This is a genomic window from Pseudomonas sp. PB3P13 (assembly GCF_054897735.1).
This window is the reverse complement of record NZ_CM142702.1, coordinates 3562232-3582244: the sequence shown is the minus strand read 5'-3', so window position 1 is coordinate 3582244 and position 20013 is coordinate 3562232. Positions and strand designations below refer to the sequence as shown.

Genomic DNA, 20013 nt, shown 5'->3' with positions numbered 1-20013 from the left:
AACGGATCAGATGCGATGAATGCACCGCTGAAAGAGCTCCGCCCGATCAAAGCCGTCATCTTCGACATGGACGGCTTGCTGCTCGACACTGAGGGCATTTACACCGAGGTCACGTCGATCATTGCCCAGCGCTACGGACGCACTTTCGATTGGAGCGTCAAACAAAACATCATTGGCCGAGGCGCTGCCGACCTGGCACGTTATGTCGTCGAGGCGCTGGATCTGCCCATCAGCGCCGAAGAGTTTCTGCAGATCCGCGAGCCACTGATGCGCGAGCGTTTTCCGGCTGCATTGGCGATGCCGGGTGCTGAGCAGCTGGTTCGGCACTTGAAGGCGAACGACATCCCTATCGCAGTCGGTACCAGTTCTTCGCGCCAGTCGTTCGCGCAAAAAACCACCCTGCACCGTGACTGGTTTGCGTTGTTCGATTTCATCGTTACGGCGGATGATCCGGAAGTTGGCGCGGCGAAACCGGCGCCGGATATTTTCCTCACGGCAGCGCGGCGATTGGGCGTGGCCCCCGAGGACTGTCTGGTGTTCGAAGATTCGCCTTTTGGCGTGACGGCTGCGAAAGCGGCGGGGATGACGGCTATCGCAATTCCCGATGCGGCAATGGCCGATGAAAAATACGCGCATGCCGACGGCATCCTTCGCACGCTCAAGGCCTTTACGCCCAGCGCCTGCGGTCTGCCGGCGCTTGAGTGGACGTGATGCCTGCGGACGAAAAAACGCCGGCAACCTGATCAGGGTTGTCGACGTTTTGCGTGTCTGACCGGCAGTGAATCAGGCGCCGAAGCCACCGTCGATGGTCAGGCTGGCACCGGTAATGTAGCCAGCTTCCGGCCCTGCCAGATAGGCCACGAAGCTGGCAATTTCTTCCACTGTGCCGTAGCGGCCGACGGCCATGAGCGGCATCAGGCTGTCGGCGAAGTCACTGCTGGCCGGGTTCATGTCGGTGTCGACGGGGCCCGGTTGCACATTGTTGACGGTAATCCCGCGTGGGCCCAGGTCGCGGGCGAGACCCTTGGTCAAACCGACGAGCGCCGATTTGCTCATGGCATAGGTGGCACCGCCAGCGAAGGGCATGCGGTCGGCGTTGGTGCTGCCGATGTTGATGATGCGACCGCCATGCGGCATGTGGCTGGCGGCAGCCTGGGTGGCGACGAAAACGCTGCGAACGTTGATGGCCAGGGTTCGATCGAAGTCTTCCAGTTTGAAATCTTCCAGTGGCGCGACAGCCAGCACGCCGGCATTGTTGACCAGAATGTCCAGCCCGCCGAAAGTCTCGACAGTCGCGCTCACCGCGCTGCGGATGGCGTCGGCGTCGGCGCTGTCAGCCTTGATCGCCAGCGCTTTTCCGCCATCGGCGATAATGCTGTTTTGCAGTTCTTCGGCCTTGGCCGTGGAACTGACGTAAGTGAAGGCGACCGTCGCGCCTTCAGCGGCCAGACGTTTGACGATGGCGGCACCGATTCCGCGGGATCCGCCTTGAATGAAAGCCACTTTGCCGCTGAGGTTCTGGTTAGTCATGTCGATCTCCGAAATGCCGGGGCGAGAGGCCGCGGTTGATGGCGCTCAGTATCTTTGCCGGATTACCCTCTGTGTAGACCGCAATCGCTATAGTCTGTGTAAACCGGAAGTTTATAGTGGCCATTATGGAAACTTTCAGCAGCATTGAATGCTTTGTTCGCAGCGCCGAGGTGGGGAGTTTTGCCGAAGCGGCACGGCGCTTGAGCCTCACGCCGGCAGCGGTAGGCAAAAGTGTCGCAAAACTGGAGGCGCGGCTGGGTGTGCGCCTGTTCCAGCGCAGCACCCGAAGCCTGCGATTAACCGAGGCCGGGCAGCTGTTTCTGGGCGAAGTCAGCGGGAGTTTGCTGACGATCCAGAACGCAGTGGCGAACCTTGCCAGCGCAGAAGGGCGGCCAGCGGGTACTTTGAAAGTCAGCATGGGGACAGTATTTGGGCGCTTGTACATCGTGCCGTTGCTCGGGGAGTTCCTGCAGCGTTTTCCGGCGATCAACCCCGATTGGCATTTCGATAATCGCCAGGTCGACCTGATCGCTCAGGGTTTCGATGCGGCCATCGGCGGCGGTTTTGAGCTACCCCAAGGGGTCGTAGCGCGCAAATTGACCCCGGCGCATCGGGTGTTGGTTGCGTCCTCAGGTTATCTGTCACAGCGCGAGCCGATCCTTGAGCCGAGGGATCTTCACCACCATGACGGCATCCTGATCCGCTCGCCGCAGACCGGGCGCGTGCGGTCCTGGCATCTGACCGACCGCAAGCAACAACACAGCCCGCTGGTGCTGGGCGCGCGAATGACCATGAGCGATTCCGAAGCGGCGTGCGCGGTGGCGACTCAGGGGCTGGGGATCGCATTGGTGAGCATGCCGTTTGCCGTGGGTTATCTGCAGGCGGGGACGTTGCAGCGGGTGTTGCCGGACTGGTATGTCGACGACGGGCACATTTCGATTTATTACGCCGAGCACAAATTGTTGCCGGGCAAGACCCGGGCATTTGTGGATTTCATCATTGAACAATTTGCCGCGCAGCAGTTGAGCACGCGGTTTAGCGCGGTGTGAGCCTGGTGTTGGAGCGAGGCGCGGCCATCGCGGGCAAGTCGGAATGCCGCACCACTGCTCCCACATCTTCAAATTGAAGTGCCGTGTATTACGCCTTGGATTTACTGATGATATTGCCCGCATGCAGCCCGCATTCCTTTTGCGTGGCTTCTTCCCACCACCAGCGACCTTCACGTTCATGCTGGTTTGGCAGCACCGGGCGGGTGCACGGTTCGCAGCCAATGCTGATGAATCCACGCTCGTGCAAGCTGTTGTACGGCAGCTCCAGCATGCGGATGTAACCCCAGATTTCTTCGCTGGTCATCTGCGCCAACGGGTTGAATTTGTACAAGGTGCGCTCCGGCGTGGAGAACGCCGTGTCGATTTCCATCACCGCCACCGCGCTTCGGGTGCCAGGGCTCTGGTCCCGGCGTTGGCCGGTGGCCCAGGCTTTAACTCCCGAGAGTTTGCGACGCAACGGCTCGATCTTGCGAATACCGCAGCACTCGCCATGGCCGTCCCGATAAAAACTGAACAGGCCTTTTTCCTTCACGAACGGTTCAAGTTTGCTGTAGTCCGGCGAAACCAGTTCGATGTCGATTTTGTAGTGCTCGCGTACCTGATCGATGAAGCGATAGGTTTCCGGGTGCAGGCGGCCAGTGTCGAGGCTAAAAACTTTGACGTTTTTGTTCAGCTTCCACGCCATGTCCACCAACACCACGTCTTCGGCACCGCTGAACGATATCCACAGCTCATCACCAAACTCGGCAAACGCGAGCTTCAGGATGTCCTGGGCAGATTTGTTGGCATAGGTCGTGGCGAGTTCCACGACGTCGAACGATGGGCTCATCAGGGCGGCTTCCTACAGGTCGGTGGCGCTGGGCGCTCTATATGGGGCTGATGGTAACAAAATCCTGCGGCCGCTGGCGTGCCCTGTGCGTTGCGCGCGCCCCTTCGAATCGCTAGAGTTCGGCAGTCTTTTGACTCGCTCGACTCAATAATCACTACAAATCGGAGTGTCTTGTGGAAATTGCCTGTCTGGATCTTGAAGGTGTTTTGGTCCCGGAAATCTGGATCGCCTTCGCCGAAAAAACCGGGATCGAATCCCTCAGGGCGACCACCCGGGATATTCCCGACTACGACGTGTTGATGCAGCAGCGCCTGCGTATTCTCGATGAACACGGGCTGAAACTTGCCGACATCCAGGAAGTGATCGCGACCCTGAAGCCGCTGGATGGCGCTGTCGAATTCGTCAACTGGCTGCGCGAGCGCTTTCAGGTGGTGATTTTGTCGGACACGTTCTACGAGTTTTCCCAGCCCCTGATGCGTCAGCTGGGTTTTCCAACGTTGCTGTGCCATCGCCTGATCACCGACGGTGCGGGGCGGGTGACCAGCTACCAGTTGCGTCAGAAAGATCCGAAACGTCAGTCGGTTCTGGCCTTCAAGAGTCTGTATTACCGGGTGATTGCGGCGGGGGATTCCTACAATGACACGACGATGCTGGGCGAAGCGGATGCAGGGATCCTGTTTCATGCGCCGGACAATGTGATTCGCGAGTTCCCGCAGTTCCCGGCAGTGCACAGTTTTGAGGCGTTGAAGCAGGAGTTCATCAAGGCTTCGAATCGGGCGTTGAGTTTGTAAGCCCGACCCCGTAGGGGCTGTCGAGTGAAACGAGGCTGCGCTCTTTTGATTTTTCAAGATCAAAAGATCGCAGCCTTCGGCAGCTACAGGTTTTGCAGGGTATCGAGCAACACCTTCACTTTGGTAATCGACTCCTGATACTCAGCCTGCCATTCGGAATCCGCAACAATTCCGCCACCGCCCCAGCAGCACACCTGCCCATCCTTGACCAGCAAGCTGCGGATTGCGATGGAGCTGTCCATCTCCCCGCGTACATCGAGGTACAGCAACGATCCGCAATACAATCCGCGGCGGGTCGGTTCCAGCTCATCGATGATCTGCATCGCGCGAATCTTCGGCGCGCCGGTAATCGAGCCACCGGGAAAGCTGCCGGCTATCAGGTCCAGCCCATCACGGTCATCGGCCAACTCGCCGGTCACGCTGCTCACCAGATGATGCACGTTCGGGTAACTCTCCAGACTGAACAACTCCGGGACGCGCACCGAACCAATTCGACAGGTACGGCCCAGGTCATTGCGCAGCAGATCGACGATCATCAGGTTTTCCGCGCGATCCTTGGGACTGGCCAGCAGTTCGGCGGCGTTGGCGGCATCTTCGGCAGTAGTCAGGCCCCGGGGGCGGGTGCCTTTGATCGGTCGGGTTTCAACGTGTCGCTGGCTGATTTTAACGAAACGCTCCGGCGACAGGCTCAGCACTGCGCCGCCGTCGGGCAGACTCTGGAAACCGGAAAACGGCGTCGGGCAGGCGGCACGCAGCGCGCAGTAAGCTGCCCATGGATCGCCTTTGCAATCCGCGCGGAAACGCTGGGCGAAGTTGACTTGATAACAGTCGCCAGCCTGGATGTATTGCTGAATGCGTGCCAGCGCCTGGCGGTATTCATCCTGGCCCAGGTCGGCGGTCATCGGCGCTTTCAGTTTGAATGGCGCGATTGATTCAGCGGCGGGCTGGCTGAACAAAGCGATCAGTCGCTGACGTTCGCTGTTGCGCACCGTGGGGTGAAACACCAGTTGCGTGGTCGCTCGATGGTGATCGCTGATCAATGCCCAGTCGTACAAGCCAAATCGCGCATCCGGTAACTGCAGATCATCCTTCGCCTGGGTTGGCAGGTTTTCCAGATGGCGGCCGAAGTCATAGCTCAGGTAGCCAATCAAGCCTCCGGCGAAGGGCAGGTCGAGGGGGACGCTGGCTTTGCCAAGTTGTGTCAGATTTTCCCGCAGGCGTTGCAGGAAATCCCTGCCGCTCTCGTCCGGCGACACCGCGAGTTGAGTCACTGGCCAGGCGCTTAGCAGGTCATAGCGGCCGCGATCGGCAATCGGTCGGCCGCTGTCGAGAAGAACGGCGCCGGGGGCATGGCGCACGGCCGCGAAATAGTCTGCGGGATTGGCGCGGTAGGGCAGCGGGTGTACGGAGCAGGTCGGCATGGGCGGGGCAGATCAGCCATTGAGGCGGGGTGGCGATTGTAATCTGCCCGGGGGATTGCTCCTAGAGGGGACGTCGGCGATGACCGGCCATCATCGCTGGCAAGCGAGGCTCCTACAGGATTTGTGTCGTGCCGAAGTGGGCCGCTTGCCACGAATGCCGTAGGAGCAAAGCTTGGCCGCGATGGCCGCGACGCAGGACCGGGTTAGCCCTCGACTGCGGGAATGTGCCCGAACATTTCCTGTACAAACGCCATCCGCTCTTCAACCGTCTCGACCACGCCGCGAGCTTTCAGGTCTTCAAGCCGCGCTTCGACCGCATGCGTTCGTAACGTCAGGCCACAATCATTGGCAATCTGAATGTTCAACCCCGGTCGGGCGTTCAGCTCGAGAATGAGCGGGCCTTTTTCCTGATCGAGCACCATGTCGACACCGATGTAACCCAAACCGCACAGCTCATAACAGCCCGCGGCAAGTTTCATGAAACCGTCCCAGTAGGGCAGTTGCACGCCATCCACCGCGTTGGTGGTGTCCGGGTGTTTGGTGATGATGTTGTTCAGCCAGGTGCCGCGCAGCGTCAGGCCGGTCGCAAGGTCGACACCCACGCCGATAGCGCCCTGGTGCAGGTTGGCCTTGCCGCCCGATTGTCGGGTCGGCAGGCGCAGCATCGCCATCACCGGATACCCCATCAACACGATAATGCGAATGTCAGGCACGCCTTCGTAGCTGATGCTTTTGAAGATCTGGTCGGGAATCACCCGGTATTCAATCAGCGCCCGATCACGGTGGCCACCCAGCGAATACAAGCCGGTGAGGATGCTCGAGACATGGTGCTCGATTTCCTCGTGGCTGATGATCTTGCCGGAAACCGTTCGATAACGCCCCTCGAAACGGTCGGCGATGACGATGATGCCGTCGCCGCCCGCGCCCTGCGCCGGTTTGATCACGAAATCATTGCGCCCGCCGATGATGTCGGTGAGGTTGTCGATTTCCTTTTCGGTGGAAATCACGCCATACAATTGCGGCACATGAATGCCGGCGGCGATGGCGCGCTCCTTGGTGATGATCTTGTCATCGACGATCGGGTACAGGCTGCGCTTGTTGTACTTGAGCACGTAGTCTGCGTTGCGCCGATTGATGCCCATGATGCCCCGGGCTTCCAGGGCCTTCCAGGTTTTCCAGAAACCGAACATCAGGCGTCAGCCTTCTTCAGGAAAGCCTTGAAGCGCACCAGTTCCGTCAGACGGTAGCCGCGATAGCGACCCATGGCCAGCATGAAGCCGACAAGAATCAACAGGATCGCCGGGAAGGTGAACACGAAGTACACCAGTTCCGGCACACTCATGATCAAGTGCGCCAGCGCAGCGGCGAACAACGTGCCGATCGCCACTTTCATTGCGTGACTGGCACCGCGCTCTTCCCAGGTGATCGACAGACGCTCGATGGTCATGGTCAGAATCACCATCGGGAACAGCGCGACCGACAGTCCGCGTTCCAGGCCGAGTTTGTGGCTAAACAGGCTGATCGCCGCAATCAGCACCACAACGAAGGTCAGCACCACCGACAAGCGAGGCAACATCTGCAATTTCAGGTGTTCGAGGTAGGAGCGCAGCGACAGACCCAGCGCAGTGATCACCGTGAACAGGATGATGCCGAAGCCAAGCTGGGTTTCGCGGAAGGCGAGGGCGATCAGCACCGGGGTAAACGTGCCGAGCGTCTGCAACCCGATCAGGTTTCGCAGAATCAGGATGACCAGCACGCCGATCGGGATCATGACCATGATCATGAACGTCTGCTGGGTTTGCAGCGGCAAGCCGTACAGCGAATATTCGAGGAAATTGGCATCGGTATTTTCGTCGGTCAGTTTCGCCAGACGAATCGCGTTCATTTCGCTGTTGTTCATGCTGAACGTGACAGTGGCTTTCTTGCCACCATCGACGGTGATCAGGTTTTCATCGCCGGCCCACCACAGCAGTCGGTCGGTCGGCAGGCCCTGTTCGCCGGTCTCGGGATTGAAGTACAGCCAGTCGGCACCGTTGAAGCTGCGCAGCCAGAGTTCAGGTGTTTGCGGCTGATCGGCGACCAGACGAATGGTGTGGACCTTCTCAACCGGCACGTGAGCGATCGACAGCAGCAGTTCGACGATTTTCGCCTTGTGCCCGACCGACGGATCGCCGCCCAGCAGCAGCTTCACATTGTCATCATTGACGTTGTTCACGCGCTTGATGGCTTCGCCGATAAACGTCTCGACGTCGGCCGAGTGCTGGCGGATCGGTGCGAGCAAGGCTTCGACAGCCACCTTTTCTGCGCCTTCGACAGCGATGCTGTCACGGAATGTCGGACCTTTGACCTTGGACTTTTCGCCGGTGTAGCGCTTGGTCAGTACCAGACGGTAATAAAGGGTCTGATTGCCCTTGGCCCGACGCGCCGACCAGGTGACCTTGCGGTTGCCGTCGACGCGGTTCACGGCGACGCCGTAATTATTGGAAATGAAGCTTTCGTTGAGGCTCACGTAATCGCGGCTCAACGGCGGCACGAACATCTGGATCTTGACCGGGTCTTTGGCACTGGCGACGAACTCGACCTTGGCGTCGATGTTCCACAGGTCGTCGGTGGCGTCTTCGGTAACCGGGATGCCGAGCACGAAAATCTGATAGGCCGTAATCGAAATGCCCAGCACCACCAGGATGGCGATCAGCAGTTTCAGATGAAGGGTAAGAGAGCGCATGGTAATTACTCTGCGGTATGTGCGTCGGTGGCGCAGGCAGGTTTGCCAGCAGCGTATTTAAGACTGGGGTCGACCAGTGCGTCGAAGCGTTTAAGCGCTTCGGAGCCGATCAGTAACGGGTATTGGAAGGCGCTGCGGTCGGTCAGGTTCACTTCGATACTGCGTAAGGCCGAACCCATGCAGATGTCCAGTTCGATGACCGGACGGGCAGTATATTTCTTCCCTTCGTCCGGATCGTAGTCACCGGCGCGACGTTTGATCTTGCTGACGCGGGCCAGTGGTCTTTCGATCGGGTGCGAATGCGCGGCGTCGATGGCCAGGTAGAAGCGTACCCAGGATTCACCATTGCGTTTGAAGCGTTTGATGTCGCGGGCACTCAGGGATGCGGTTTTCGCGCCGGTGTCGAGTTTGGCGGCGACTTCCAGTTTGATCCCGTCCAGCGAGGCGTACTCGTTGAGACCGTACACGGTTTTCTCCCCCGCCGCGGCGACGCCGGGCAGGCAGAGCAGGTAAAGCAATGTCGGGAAAGGCTTGAGTCTCATAGATCCTGGGGCGCAGCGGTCCGGGTGTCGATTCTAGGCCCTGGCAATAATGAATGCGCAAGCTCCCGCGTGTGCCTGGCCATTTTATTGTGACAGGCAGGGCAGATGTCATAGACAAATGCGGGCGGCATTCTAGCACGGTGGTTTTATGGCGCCAGCGCTGGCCAGCGGCTATGAGTGGTTGGGGGTTGGTGCTTTATTAGGGAATATCCGTTTTTCGGGTGATGGCGGCTAATGGTTTCGCTTTTACAGCGAGTCACTTGGAAAAGCCCCAAGTAACCAAGGGCTCTTGCCCCTGGCGCGATGCAACGCCTGCATTGCCAGCGCCGCAACGCTTTTGACCGGTACTGCGCAGATTTTTTCATCGCGTCCAGCCCGCAGAATTGCCAGCGCATCGTTGCGATCGTTTTTAGGCCCGCTGCGGTGTGTGGCCACCAAATTGGCTGGAAGAATGCGCGCCAGATTGCCTTTGTCTTGCAGCTGCCGGGCCCAGGCTTGAGCACCCGGACCGGTCTCCATCAAAACCACGACATGAGGCGGCAACTGTTGGAGAAACTCATAAAACGCCTCGCGCGACTTGATCCGCTGCTCGTAGCGCACCTGGCCGAGGACATCTTCACCGGCGACCTGAAAAACCTGCTTGGCCAGATCGACCGCCACGGTTGTGCAGGCCGACAAATCGGAAGAAGACAGGGATTGATCAATCGAAGTATGCTTTTTCATGGACTCGCCCTCGCTGTCGTTGGCTGTTTAGACTGCCACCGTGGCGCATTGACGCCTCGGTTTGGGCGAGTCCATCCAATTACACGATTTGTGGCGCGTCGGGCTGAATGGGCCTAACAGACGAATCTGTGAGCTGCTTTGCTTTGCTTTGCTTTGCTTTGCTTTGCTTTAGATCTTGATCCACCGGCCCCTTTCCCAGAGGCCGAACGCAGGCGTTGCGCAGGGGGCACCGCGGCAAGGATGCCGCGGTAGTCGCCCCCGGCCATGGATGGCCGATGGCGACGGGCCCCCGGAGCAATGCCGGAGTGAGGGCATGCCGAGCCACAGCGAGGCACCGAATGGAGGGGCAAGAGCCTTTTGGTTACTTTGGGGCTTTTCCAAAGTGACTCGCCGTCAGGGCGAAACCAATAGCAGCCATCACCTAAATATCGGATATGTACACCCCAAAACAACGTCGCCCAACACACCGCCATCGCGAGCAAGCTCGGCTCCTACAGTTTTGCGTACGCAGGCCCAAACCGCGGCAACGGATATGTACACCCTCAAAACCGACGTCGCCCAAAACAAAGCCATCGCGCGCAAGCCCGGCTCCTGCAGAAACAGGAATTGCGCATACCCTACGAAAGCGTTATTAGACAATTGTCGACAATCACTATTTATCCTTTGACTAAATGATCGGTATTAGCTAGTTTTCCCGACATCAGCTCAAAAGGTGTCGACAATATGCTGGACCAACTCGATCCCTCGCTCATTACCCCAGACGATACGGAGACCCTGTCCGAAAACGTCTTCAGGCGCATTCAGGCGGCCATCGTCAAAGGCGAGATCGCCCCGGGCAGTAAAATTTCCGAGCCAGAACTCGCTCGCACCTACGGCATCAGCCGCGGTCCGTTGCGCGAAGCCATCCACCGGCTCGAAGGGCAGCGCCTGCTGGTGCGCATACCGCACGTCGGCGCGCGCGTCGTTTCCCTGAGCCACGCCGAACTGATCGAACTCTACGAAATCCGCGAATCCCTTGAAGGCATGGCCTGCCGTCTGGCGGCCGAACGCATGACCGTCGAAGAAATCGACGAGCTGCGCCGCGTCCTCGAAACCCACGAGCGCGACGAGGCATTCCAGGCTGGCGTCGGCTATTACCAGCAGGAAGGCGACTTCGATTTCCATTACCGGATTATTCAGGGCAGCGGCAACCGCACCCTGACCCAGATGCTTTGCGGCGAGTTGTATCAATTGGTGCGCATGTACCGCATCCAGTTTTCCACCACGCCCAACCGCCCGCATCAGGCCTTCGCCGAACACCACCGCATTCTCGATGCCATCGCCGACCGTGACGGTGAGCTGGCCGAATTGTTGATGCGCCGCCACATCGGCGCCTCCAAACGCAACATCGCCCGTCATTATCAGGACGGCGCTAACCCGACAGCCACTGAACGAGGTGAGTCATGAGTTCCAACAAGAGCACTCCAGGCCAGCGTTTTCGCGATGCGGTCGCCGGCGAGCATCCGCTGCAAGTGGTCGGCGCGATCAATGCCAACCACGCGTTGCTGGCCAAGCGCGCCGGTTTCAAAGCCATTTATCTGTCCGGTGGCGGTGTGGCTGCCGGCTCCCTCGGCGTGCCGGACCTGGGCATCACCGGCCTGGATGACGTGCTCACCGACGTGCGCCGCATCACGGATGTCTGCGACCTGCCGCTGCTGGTGGACGTCGACACCGGTTTCGGCTCGTCGGCGTTCAATGTCGCGCGCACGGTCAAGTCGATGATCAAGTTCGGCGCGGCGGCGATTCACATCGAAGACCAGGTCGGCGCCAAGCGCTGCGGCCATCGCCCTAATAAAGAGATCGTCTCGCAGCAGGAAATGGTTGACCGTATCAAAGCGGCGGTCGATGCGCGCACCGACGACAGCTTCGTGATCATGGCCCGCACCGATGCCTTGGCGGTAGAAGGGCTCGAGTCTGCGCTGGATCGCGCCGCGGCGTGCGTCGAAGCCGGGGCCGACATGATCTTCCCGGAAGCCATCACCGAACTCGACATGTACACACTGTTCGCCAGCCGCGTGAAAGCGCCGATCCTGGCCAATATCACCGAATTTGGCGCGACGCCGCTGTACACCACCGAGCAACTGGCCGGTGCCGACGTGTCGCTGGTGCTATACCCATTGTCGGCGTTCCGTGCAATGAACAAAGCGGCGGAAAATGTCTACACCGCCATCCGCCGCGACGGCACGCAGCAGAACGTTATCGACACCATGCAGACTCGCATGGAGCTTTACGATCGCATCGACTACCACACCTTCGAACAGAAGCTCGATGCGTTGTTCGCCGCGAGCGCGAAAAAGTAATCAGGTCTGTGTAGCAGCTGCCGAGCCTGCGAGGCTGCGTCCCAGGCCGAAGGACTCGCAAACTGTTTCGCAGCCTGACGCAGCCTGACGCCGCCTCGCGCTGCTCGACAGCTGCTACGAAAGTGAAGCGTTAACAATTGCCGATTCCCTGACAAATTCAAAAATTGGAGACAGCAAATGGCCGAAGCAAAAGTACTCAGTGGCGCCGGGCTCCGGGGCCAGGTTGCCGGGCAAACCGCACTGTCCACCGTGGGCCAGTCGGGCGCCGGCCTGACTTATCGCGGTTACGACGTTCGCGAACTCGCCGCTGACGCGCAGTTTGAAGAAGTGGCCTATCTGCTGCTGTACGGCGAGTTGCCGAACAAGGCGCAACTGGCCGACTATCAAGCCAGGCTCGGCAAGCTGCGCGATCTGCCGCAAGCCCTCAAAGAAGTGCTGGAGCGCATCCCCGCCGACGCGCACCCGATGGATGTGATGCGCACCGGCTGCTCTTTTCTTGGCAACCTGGAACCGGAAAAGGACTTTTCCGAGCAGCACGATAAAACCGACCGCTTGCTGGCCGCGTTCCCGGGAATCATGTGCTACTGGTATCGCTTCAGCCACGACGGCAAACGCATCAGCTGTGTCAGCGACGAGCAAACACTCGGCGGCCATTTCCTGCACTTGCTGCACGACAAGAAGCCGAGCGAGTTGCACGTCAAAGTGATGAACGTCTCTTTGATCCTTTACGCGGAACACGAATTCAACGCTTCGACCTTCACTGCACGGGTCTGCGCATCGACATTGTCAGATCTGTTCTCCTGCGTGACAGCTGCAATCGGTTCACTGCGCGGCCCTTTGCACGGCGGCGCCAACGAAGCGGCGATGGAAATGATCGAGCGGTTTGCCTCGCCGGAAGAGGCCGTCAAAGGCACCCTCGGCATGCTCGAGCGCAAGGACAAGATCATGGGCTTCGGCCATGCGATCTATAAGGACAACGATCCGCGCAATGAGGTGATCAAGGCCTGGTCGAAAAAACTCGCCGATGAAGTGGGCGACACGGTGTTGTTCCCGGTCTCCGAAGCCATCGACAAGACGATGTGGGAGCAGAAAAAACTATTTCCGAATGCCGACTTCTACCATGCGTCGACGTACCATTTCATGGGCATTCCGACCAAGTTGTTCACACCGATTTTCGTCTGCTCGCGCCTGACCGGCTGGGCGGCGCACGTGTTCGAACAGCGCGCCAACAACCGCATTATCCGCCCGAGCGCCGAGTACACCGGCGTCGAACAGCGCAAGTTCGTGCCAATCGAACAACGCTGAATGGTGGGGGGGCTGACGCTGGCGATTGGATGAACCGAAAACCCTGTGGGAGCGAGCTTGCTCGCGATAGCGGTGGGTCAATCGACATCTCTGTTGAATGTGACTAAGTCATCGCGAGCAAGCTCGCTCCCACAGGGGCCCGCGCGACTCCGCCTTTTGAAATCACCGTGACCGAGTCCTGACGATGAACACTCAATTGCGTAAACCGCTGCCCGGCAGCCATCTGGATTACTTCGACGTCCGTGAGGCGGTCGAGGCCATTCAGCCCGGCGCCTACGACACCCTGCCGTACACCTCGCGCGTGCTGGCGGAAAACCTCGTGCGTCGCTGCGACCCGGCCACGCTCACCGAATCCCTGAAGCAATTCATCGAGCGCAAACGCGACCTCGACTTTCCGTGGTTCCCGGCCCGCGTCGTCTGCCATGACATTCTCGGCCAGACCGCACTGGTCGACCTCGCCGGCCTGCGCGACGCCATCGCCTTGCAAGGTGGCGACCCCGCGCAAGTGAACCCGGTGGTGCCGACGCAATTGATCGTCGACCACTCACTCGCTGTCGAGCGCGGAGGTTTTGATCCAGAGGCGTTCGAGAAAAATCGCGCCATCGAAGACCGACGCAACGAAGACCGTTTTCACTTCATCAACTGGACCAAAAAGGCGTTCAAGAACGTTGATGTGATCCCGCCGGGTAACGGCATCATGCACCAGATCAACCTGGAGAAAATGTCCCCGGTGATCCAGGTCCGCGACGGCGTGGCGTTCCCCGACACCTGCGTCGGCACTGACAGCCACACCCCCCACGTCGATGCGCTCGGCGTAATCTCCATCGGCGTCGGCGGGCTGGAAGCGGAGAGCGTGATGCTCGGCCGCGCATCGTGGATGCGGCTGCCGGAAAGCGTCGGCGTCGAACTGACGGGCAAGCTGCAGCCGGGCATCACCGCCACCGACATGGTGCTGGCGCTGACCGAGTTCCTGCGCAAGCAAAAAGTCGTTGGCGCATGGCTGGAATTCTTTGGCGAAGGCGCCTCACGGCTGACCCTCGGCGACCGCGCAACCATCTCCAACATGGCTCCGGAATACGGCGCCACGGCGGCGATGTTCTACATCGATCAGCAAACCATCGACTACCTCAAACTCACCGGTCGTGAGGACGAGCAGGTGCAGCTTGTGGAGCTGTATGCCAAGACCACCGGCCTGTGGGCCGACAGCCTGAAAGGCGCGCAATACGAGCGCGGCCTGACGTTCGATCTGTCCTCGGTGGTGCGCAACATGGCCGGCCCGAGCAACCCGCACGCCCGCGTCGCGACCTCGGACCTGGCCGCGCAAGGTATCTGCGGCCAGTGGGACAACGTGCCCGGGCAAATGCCGGACGGCGCGGTGATCATTGCCGCCATCACCAGTTGCACCAACACCAGCAACCCGCGCAACGTGATTGCCGCCGGCCTGCTGGCGCGCAATGCCAACAAGCTCGGCTTGACCCGCAAACCGTGGGTGAAATCGTCGTTGGCACCGGGCTCGAAAACTGTCGCACTGTACCTCGACGAAGCGGGCCTCACCAATGAACTCGAGCAGCTTGGTTTCGGCGTGGTAGCCTTCGCTTGCACCACCTGCAATGGCATGTCCGGTGCGCTCGATCCGGTGATCCAGCAAGAGATCATTGACCGCGACCTGTACGCCACGGCTGTACTCTCCGGCAACCGTAACTTCGACGGGCGAATTCACCCGTACGCGAAAAATGCGTTCCTTGCATCGCCACCGCTGGTCGTCGCATACGCCATTGCCGGGACCATCCGTTTCGACATCGAAAAGGACGTGCTGGGCCTTGATGCTGACGGCCATGAAATCCGCCTGAAAGACATCTGGCCGAGCGATGAAGAGATCGACGCGGTCGTTAAAGCGTCGGTCAAACCGGAACAGTTCCGTCAGGTCTACATTCCGATGTTCGCCATCCACGAAGACACGGGGCCAAAGGTCACGCCGCTGTACGACTGGCGGGAAATGAGCACCTACATCCGCCGTCCGCCGTACTGGGAAGGCGCGCTGGCCGGGGCACGCCCGCTCAAGGGTATGCGCCCGCTGGCGGTGCTGCCGGACAACATCACCACCGATCACCTGTCGCCGTCCAACGCCATCATGCTCGACAGCGCCGCCGGCGAATACCTGGCAAAAATGGGCTTGCCGGAAGAGGATTTCAACTCCTACGCGACCCACCGCGGCGACCACCTGACCGCGCAACGCGCCACGTTCGCCAACCCGAAACTGTTCAACGAAATGGTCAGGGAAAACGGCAAGGTCAAGCAGGGCTCGCTGGCCCGCGTCGAACCGGAAGGTCAGGTGATGCGCATGTGGGAAGCCATCGAAACCTATATGGAGCGCAAGCAGCCGCTGATCATCATTGCCGGTGCCGATTACGGTCAGGGATCGTCCCGTGACTGGGCAGCAAAAGGTGTGCGCCTGGCTGGCGTGGAAGCGATTGCCGCCGAAGGTTTCGAGCGCATTCACCGCACCAACCTGGTCGGCATGGGGGTGTTGCCGCTGGAGTTCCTGCCGGGCACCGATCGTCACACGCTGGGCATTGACGGCAGTGAAACCTATGACGTGATGGGCGAGCGCACACCGCGTGCGCAGCTGACGCTGGTGATCAACCGCAAGAATGGCGAAATCCTTCAGGTGCCAGTGACGTGCCGTCTCGACACCGCCGAAGAAGTCTCGATCTACGAGGCGGGCGGCGTGCTGCAACGCTTCGCCCAGGACTTCCTCGAAGAATCGGCGGTTGCCGTTTAACACATCTGTGCGAGCAGGGGATTTCAAGTCCCTTGCGCGCCCGCTTTTAAGGTAAGGATCAGGAGCACCCATGGCTCACGCACTGCAAATCGCCCCTCAAATTAAAATCGCCGCCACCTACATGCGCGGCGGTACCAGCAAAGGCGTGTTCTTCAGCCTCACGGATCTGCCCGAAGCGGCGCAAATTCCCGGCCCGGCGCGCGATGCGCTGTTACTGCGAGTGATCGGCAGCCCCGACCCGTACGACAAGCAGATCGACGGCATGGGTGGCGCCACCTCCAGCACCAGCAAAACCGTAATCCTGTCGAAAAGCACCAAGGCCGATCACGACGTCGATTACCTGTTCGGTCAGGTCTCTATCGACAAGCCCTTCGTCGACTGGAGCGGCAACTGCGGCAACCTGTCGGCGGCCGTCGGTTCATTCGCCATCAGCAATGGCCTGGTCGACGCCAGCCGTGTCCCGCAAAACGGCGTGGCGGTGGTCCGTGTGTGGCAGGCCAATATCGGCAAGACCATTATCGCCCATGTGCCGATCACCCACGGCGAGGTCCAGGAAACTGGCGACTTTGAACTCGACGGGGTGACCTTTCCGGCTGCTGAAGTGCAGGTCGAATTCATGGATCCGGCGGCGGAAGAAGAGGGTGGCGGCGGCTCGATGTTCCCCACCGGCAATGTGGTCGACGATCTTGAAGTGCCTGGCGTCGGGACGTTCAAGGCGACGCTGATCAATGCCGGGATCCCGACGATATTCGTTAACGCACAAGACATCGGTTACACCGGCACCGAGTTGCAGGGTGCGATCAACGGCGATCCGAAAGCACTGGCGATGTTCGAGAGCATTCGAGCGTACGGCGCGCTGCGCATGGGGCTGATTTCCAGTCTCGACGAAGCCGCGAAGCGACAGCACACACCAAAAGTGGCGTTCGTTGCCAAACCCGCAGATTACGTGGCGTCCAGCGGCAAGGCGGTCGCGGCGGCGGATGTGGATTTATTGGTGCGCGCCTTGTCGATGGGCAAGTTGCACCACGCGATGATGGGCACGGCGGCCGTGGCTATCGGCACGGCGGCGGCAATCTCCGGTACCTTGGTCAACCTGGCAGCGGGGGGCATCGAACGCAATGCCGTACGCTTCGGGCATCCGTCCGGCACTTTGCGGGTGGGCGCTGAAGCCACGCGGGTGGACGGCGAGTGGACAGTGAAAAAAGCCATCATGAGCCGCAGTGCGCGGGTGTTGATGGAAGGTTTCGTCCGCGTGCCGGGCGATTCTTTCTGACCCCGCAGGAGCCGGCTTGCTGGCGATGAAGGCAACTTCAAACGCGGTTACCTGACACACGAGTCGTCCGGATTGCCAGCAAGCCGGCTCCTGCAAGAGTGAATCGAACATGAGCACCAACGTCGAACAGAACAACCGCCCCGACTACGACACGGTCCTGCAGGACATTGCCGACTACGTCCTGACTTATAAGGTCGAGTCTCGTGAAGCGCTGAACACTGCCCGCAACTGCCTGATCGACACCCTCGGCTGCGGACTTCTGGCCCTGCGCTTCCCCGAGTGCACCAAACACCTCGGCCCGATAGTGGAGGGCACGAGTGTCCCGCACGGCGCCCGCGTGCCAGGCACGAGCTACCGCCTCGATCCAGTCAAAGCGGCTTGGGACATCGGCTGCATCGTTCGTTGGCTCGACTACAACGACACCTGGCTCGCCGCCGAATGGGGTCATCCCTCCGACAATCTCGGTGGCATCCTCGCCGTCGCCGATCACTTGTCGCAGAAGCGTCTCGCCAAAGGCGATGCGCCGCTGACGATTCGTGCGGTGCTCGAAGCGATGATCATGGCTCATGAAATTCAAGGCGTGATCGCGCTGGAAAATTCCTTCAATCGTGTGGGCCTTGATCACGTCATTTTGGTCAAAGTGGCCTCGACCGCCGTTACCGCCAAACTCATGGGGGCCAATCGCGAGCAGTTGCTGTCGGCGTTGTCCCATGCCTTTGCCGATGGTCAGGCGCTGCGCACCTATCGACATGCGCCGAATGCCGGCTCGCGCAAATCCTGGGCGGCGGGCGATGCGACCAGTCGGGGTGTGCGCCTGGCGGACATCGCAATGCGTGGCGAGATGGGAATCCCCGGCGTGTTGACCGCGAAGCAGTGGGGTTTCTACGACGTTTTGTTCAGCCATACCAATAACGATCTGGCGCTCAAATCGGCAGACAAACGCGCCTTCAGTTTCAGCCGACCCTACGGCACCTATGTGATGGAAAATGTACTGTTCAAAATCAGTTTTCCTGCTGAGTTTCATGCGCAGACGGCCTGCGAAGCGGCGGTGATCTTGCACCCGCAGGTGAGGAATCGTCTGCACCAGATCGACAAGATCGTGATCACTACCCATGAGTCGGCGATCCGCATTATTTCCAAGGTCGGGCCGCTCGCCAATGCGGCCGACCGTGACCACTGCCTTCAGTACATGACCGCGGTACCGCTGGCCTTCGGTAATCTGGTGGCCGAGCAGTACGAAGATGATTTCCACGCGGCCCATCCGGTCATTGATGTATTGCGCGAGAAAATGGTCATTGTTGAAGACCCGCAGTACACCCGCGAATACCTGGAGCCGGACAAGCGCTCGATTGCCAATGCAATCGAGGTGTTTTTCAAGGATGGTGCGAGCACAGGGAAGGTCGTCGTGCAATACCCGATCGGCCACCGTCGGCGCCGTGCCGAAGGCATTCCGTTACTTGAGGACAAGTTCAGGGCGAACCTGGCAACGCGATTTGCGGCGCAGCGCTGCGCAGAGATATTTGCGTTGTGCAAGGATCAGGTTTCGCTCGAGGCGACGCCGGTGAACAGGTTTGTGGATTTGTTTGTGATCTAGGAGTTAAACCGAATCATCGCTCAATCGCTAGCAGGCTAGCTCCCACATAGTGGTGGTGTCGCCGCAGATCAACTGTGGGAGCTAGCTCTGCTAGCGATGAGGCCATAACAGGCAATGAAGATTCTACTTGAACCGCCGCTCCACACCCTTTTCCACCAGAATTTTCGCGGAGATTTCTTCCACCGAAAAATGCGTTGAATTGATGTGCGCAATGTTCTCGCGGCGGAACAGATTCTCCACCTCACGCACTTCGAATTCGCATTGCGCGTAGCTCGAATAGCGACTGTTGGGTTTGCGCTCGTTGCGAATGGCGGTGAGGCGGTCGGGGTCGATGGTCAGGCCAAACAGCTTGTGCTGGTGCGCACGCAGGGCGGTCGGCAATTGCAGGCGTTCCATGTCGTCTTCGGTCAGCGGGTAGTTCGCTGCGCGGATGCCGAATTGCATGGCCATGTACAAACACGTCGGTGTCTTGCCGCAGCGCGACACGCCCACCAGGATCAGGTCGGCCTTGTCGTAATAATGCGTGCGGGCGCCGTCATCGTTATCGAGGGCGAAGTTCACCGCCTCGATACGTTCCATGTAGTTGGAATTGGTGCCAATGGAGTGGGATTTCCCCACGGTATAGGAAGAATGCTCGGTCAATTCCTGTTCGAGCGGGGCCAGGAAGGTCGAGAAAATGTCGATCATGAAACCATTCGACATTGCCAGGATCTCACGGATGTCCTGATTGACGATGGTGTCGAAGATAATCGGCCGGAAGCCGTCGGTTTCAGCGGCTTTGTTGATTTGTTGTACCATGGCCCGCGCTTTATCCACGTTGTCGATGTACGGCCGCGTGAATTTGCTGAAGGTGATATTTTCGAACTGCGCCAGGAGGCTTTGACCCAGGGTTTCGGCAGTGATGCCGGTGCCATCGGAGATAAAGAAAGCAGATCGTTTCATTTGCACCTTGGGCCTTAAGCTAATGTAGATTCTTGGATATGATAGGCGCGATTTGCCGGCCGCCAGTGGCCAGCATTTTCACTTATTTTCCAGGTCCAGGCCATACGGCTGGCAAATGCTCATTTCGAGCGCCGGCTTCTGAGCTTTTCCAACACAGTTAGTGGAGAG

At 59.5% G+C, this 20013-nt stretch carries 16 protein-coding genes and 1 pseudogene; 9 read left to right on the top strand and 8 right to left on the bottom strand.

Annotation, left to right across the window (positions count from 1 at the left end; translation table 11 throughout):
* Positions 1–15 precede the first annotated feature (15 nt).
* Complete coding sequence (locus ACYZT1_RS16505; protein WP_462015759.1) at positions 16–711, top strand: HAD-IA family hydrolase; 696 nt, start codon at positions 16–18, stop codon at positions 709–711.
* A 72-nt stretch (positions 712–783) separates the two neighbouring features.
* Here ACYZT1_RS16505 and ACYZT1_RS16500 read toward each other — a convergent pair whose 3' ends face one another.
* On the bottom strand, positions 784–1530 hold the full coding sequence (locus ACYZT1_RS16500; RefSeq protein ID WP_462015758.1) for a 3-oxoacyl-ACP reductase family protein: 747 nt from the start codon (positions 1528–1530) through the stop codon (positions 784–786).
* Between the two features lie 125 nt (positions 1531–1655).
* Here ACYZT1_RS16500 and ACYZT1_RS16495 point away from each other — a divergent pair, with 125 nt between their 5' ends.
* Positions 1656–2579: a LysR family transcriptional regulator gene (locus ACYZT1_RS16495; protein WP_462015757.1), complete on the top strand. Its 924-nt coding sequence runs from the start codon at positions 1656–1658 to the stop codon at positions 2577–2579.
* A gap of 88 nt (positions 2580–2667) precedes the next feature.
* Here the strand turns inward: ACYZT1_RS16495 and ACYZT1_RS16490 are convergent, their stop codons facing one another.
* A complete protein-coding gene (locus ACYZT1_RS16490; protein ID WP_028624235.1) occupies positions 2668–3408 on the bottom strand; it encodes a phosphoadenylyl-sulfate reductase in 741 nt (246 codons plus the stop codon).
* Between the two features lie 173 nt (positions 3409–3581).
* Here ACYZT1_RS16490 and thrH point away from each other — a divergent pair, with 173 nt between their 5' ends.
* Positions 3582–4199 (top strand): bifunctional phosphoserine phosphatase/homoserine phosphotransferase ThrH, encoded by a 618-nt coding sequence (thrH, locus tag ACYZT1_RS16485; protein ID WP_462015756.1) that lies wholly within the window; start codon positions 3582–3584, stop codon positions 4197–4199.
* 83 nt (positions 4200–4282) lie between these two features.
* Here thrH and pabB read toward each other — a convergent pair whose 3' ends face one another.
* The 5 genes and pseudogenes from pabB to ACYZT1_RS16460 form a co-directional block, all read right to left on the bottom strand.
* The gene (pabB, locus tag ACYZT1_RS16480; RefSeq protein WP_462015755.1) at positions 4283–5620 is read right to left on the bottom strand and encodes an aminodeoxychorismate synthase component I; all 1338 of its coding nucleotides are present in this window, start codon (positions 5618–5620) and stop codon (positions 4283–4285) included.
* 203 nt (positions 5621–5823) lie between these two features.
* Positions 5824–6810, bottom strand: a complete 987-nt coding sequence (locus ACYZT1_RS16475) for an alpha-L-glutamate ligase-like protein (protein WP_462015754.1) — start codon at positions 6808–6810, stop codon at positions 5824–5826.
* Positions 6810–8345, bottom strand: a complete 1536-nt coding sequence (gene rloB, locus ACYZT1_RS16470; protein ID WP_462015753.1) for an osmotic stress tolerance membrane protein RloB — start codon at positions 8343–8345, stop codon at positions 6810–6812. The genes ACYZT1_RS16475 and rloB overlap by 1 nt, the downstream gene beginning before the upstream one ends.
* 5 nt (positions 8346–8350) lie before the next feature.
* Entirely contained in the window at positions 8351–8887 is a 537-nt protein-coding gene (rloA, locus tag ACYZT1_RS16465; RefSeq protein ID WP_462015752.1) for a retropepsin-like aspartic peptidase RloA, read from the bottom strand.
* Between the two features lie 294 nt (positions 8888–9181).
* Positions 9182–9565: pseudogene (locus tag ACYZT1_RS16460) on the bottom strand (transposase); the annotation flags it as partial.
* 768 nt (positions 9566–10333) lie between these two features.
* Here ACYZT1_RS16460 and ACYZT1_RS16455 point away from each other — a divergent pair.
* From ACYZT1_RS16455 to prpD, 6 genes are all read left to right on the top strand, one after another.
* On the top strand, positions 10334–11056 hold the full coding sequence (locus ACYZT1_RS16455; RefSeq protein WP_462015751.1) for a GntR family transcriptional regulator: 723 nt from the start codon (positions 10334–10336) through the stop codon (positions 11054–11056).
* A complete protein-coding gene (gene prpB / locus ACYZT1_RS16450; RefSeq protein WP_462015750.1) occupies positions 11053–11949 on the top strand; it encodes a methylisocitrate lyase in 897 nt (298 codons plus the stop codon). The genes ACYZT1_RS16455 and prpB overlap by 4 nt, the downstream gene beginning before the upstream one ends.
* A 177-nt stretch (positions 11950–12126) precedes the next feature.
* Complete coding sequence (gene prpC / locus ACYZT1_RS16445) at positions 12127–13254, top strand: bifunctional 2-methylcitrate synthase/citrate synthase (protein WP_462015749.1); 1128 nt, start codon at positions 12127–12129, stop codon at positions 13252–13254.
* Positions 13255–13438: 184 nt separating this feature from the next.
* Positions 13439–16036 (top strand): Fe/S-dependent 2-methylisocitrate dehydratase AcnD, encoded by a 2598-nt coding sequence (acnD, locus tag ACYZT1_RS16440; protein WP_462015748.1) that lies wholly within the window; start codon positions 13439–13441, stop codon positions 16034–16036.
* A gap of 70 nt (positions 16037–16106) precedes the next feature.
* Entirely contained in the window at positions 16107–17309 is a 1203-nt protein-coding gene (gene prpF, locus ACYZT1_RS16435) for a 2-methylaconitate cis-trans isomerase PrpF (RefSeq protein ID WP_462015747.1), read from the top strand.
* A 109-nt stretch (positions 17310–17418) separates the two neighbouring features.
* Positions 17419–18903 (top strand): 2-methylcitrate dehydratase, encoded by a 1485-nt coding sequence (gene prpD, locus ACYZT1_RS16430; protein WP_462015746.1) that lies wholly within the window; start codon positions 17419–17421, stop codon positions 18901–18903.
* A 123-nt stretch (positions 18904–19026) separates the two neighbouring features.
* On the opposite strand, the gene ppsR is transcribed toward prpD, so the two are convergent.
* Complete coding sequence (gene ppsR / locus ACYZT1_RS16425; RefSeq protein ID WP_462015745.1) at positions 19027–19845, bottom strand: posphoenolpyruvate synthetase regulatory kinase/phosphorylase PpsR; 819 nt, start codon at positions 19843–19845, stop codon at positions 19027–19029.
* Positions 19846–20013 lie beyond the last annotated feature (168 nt).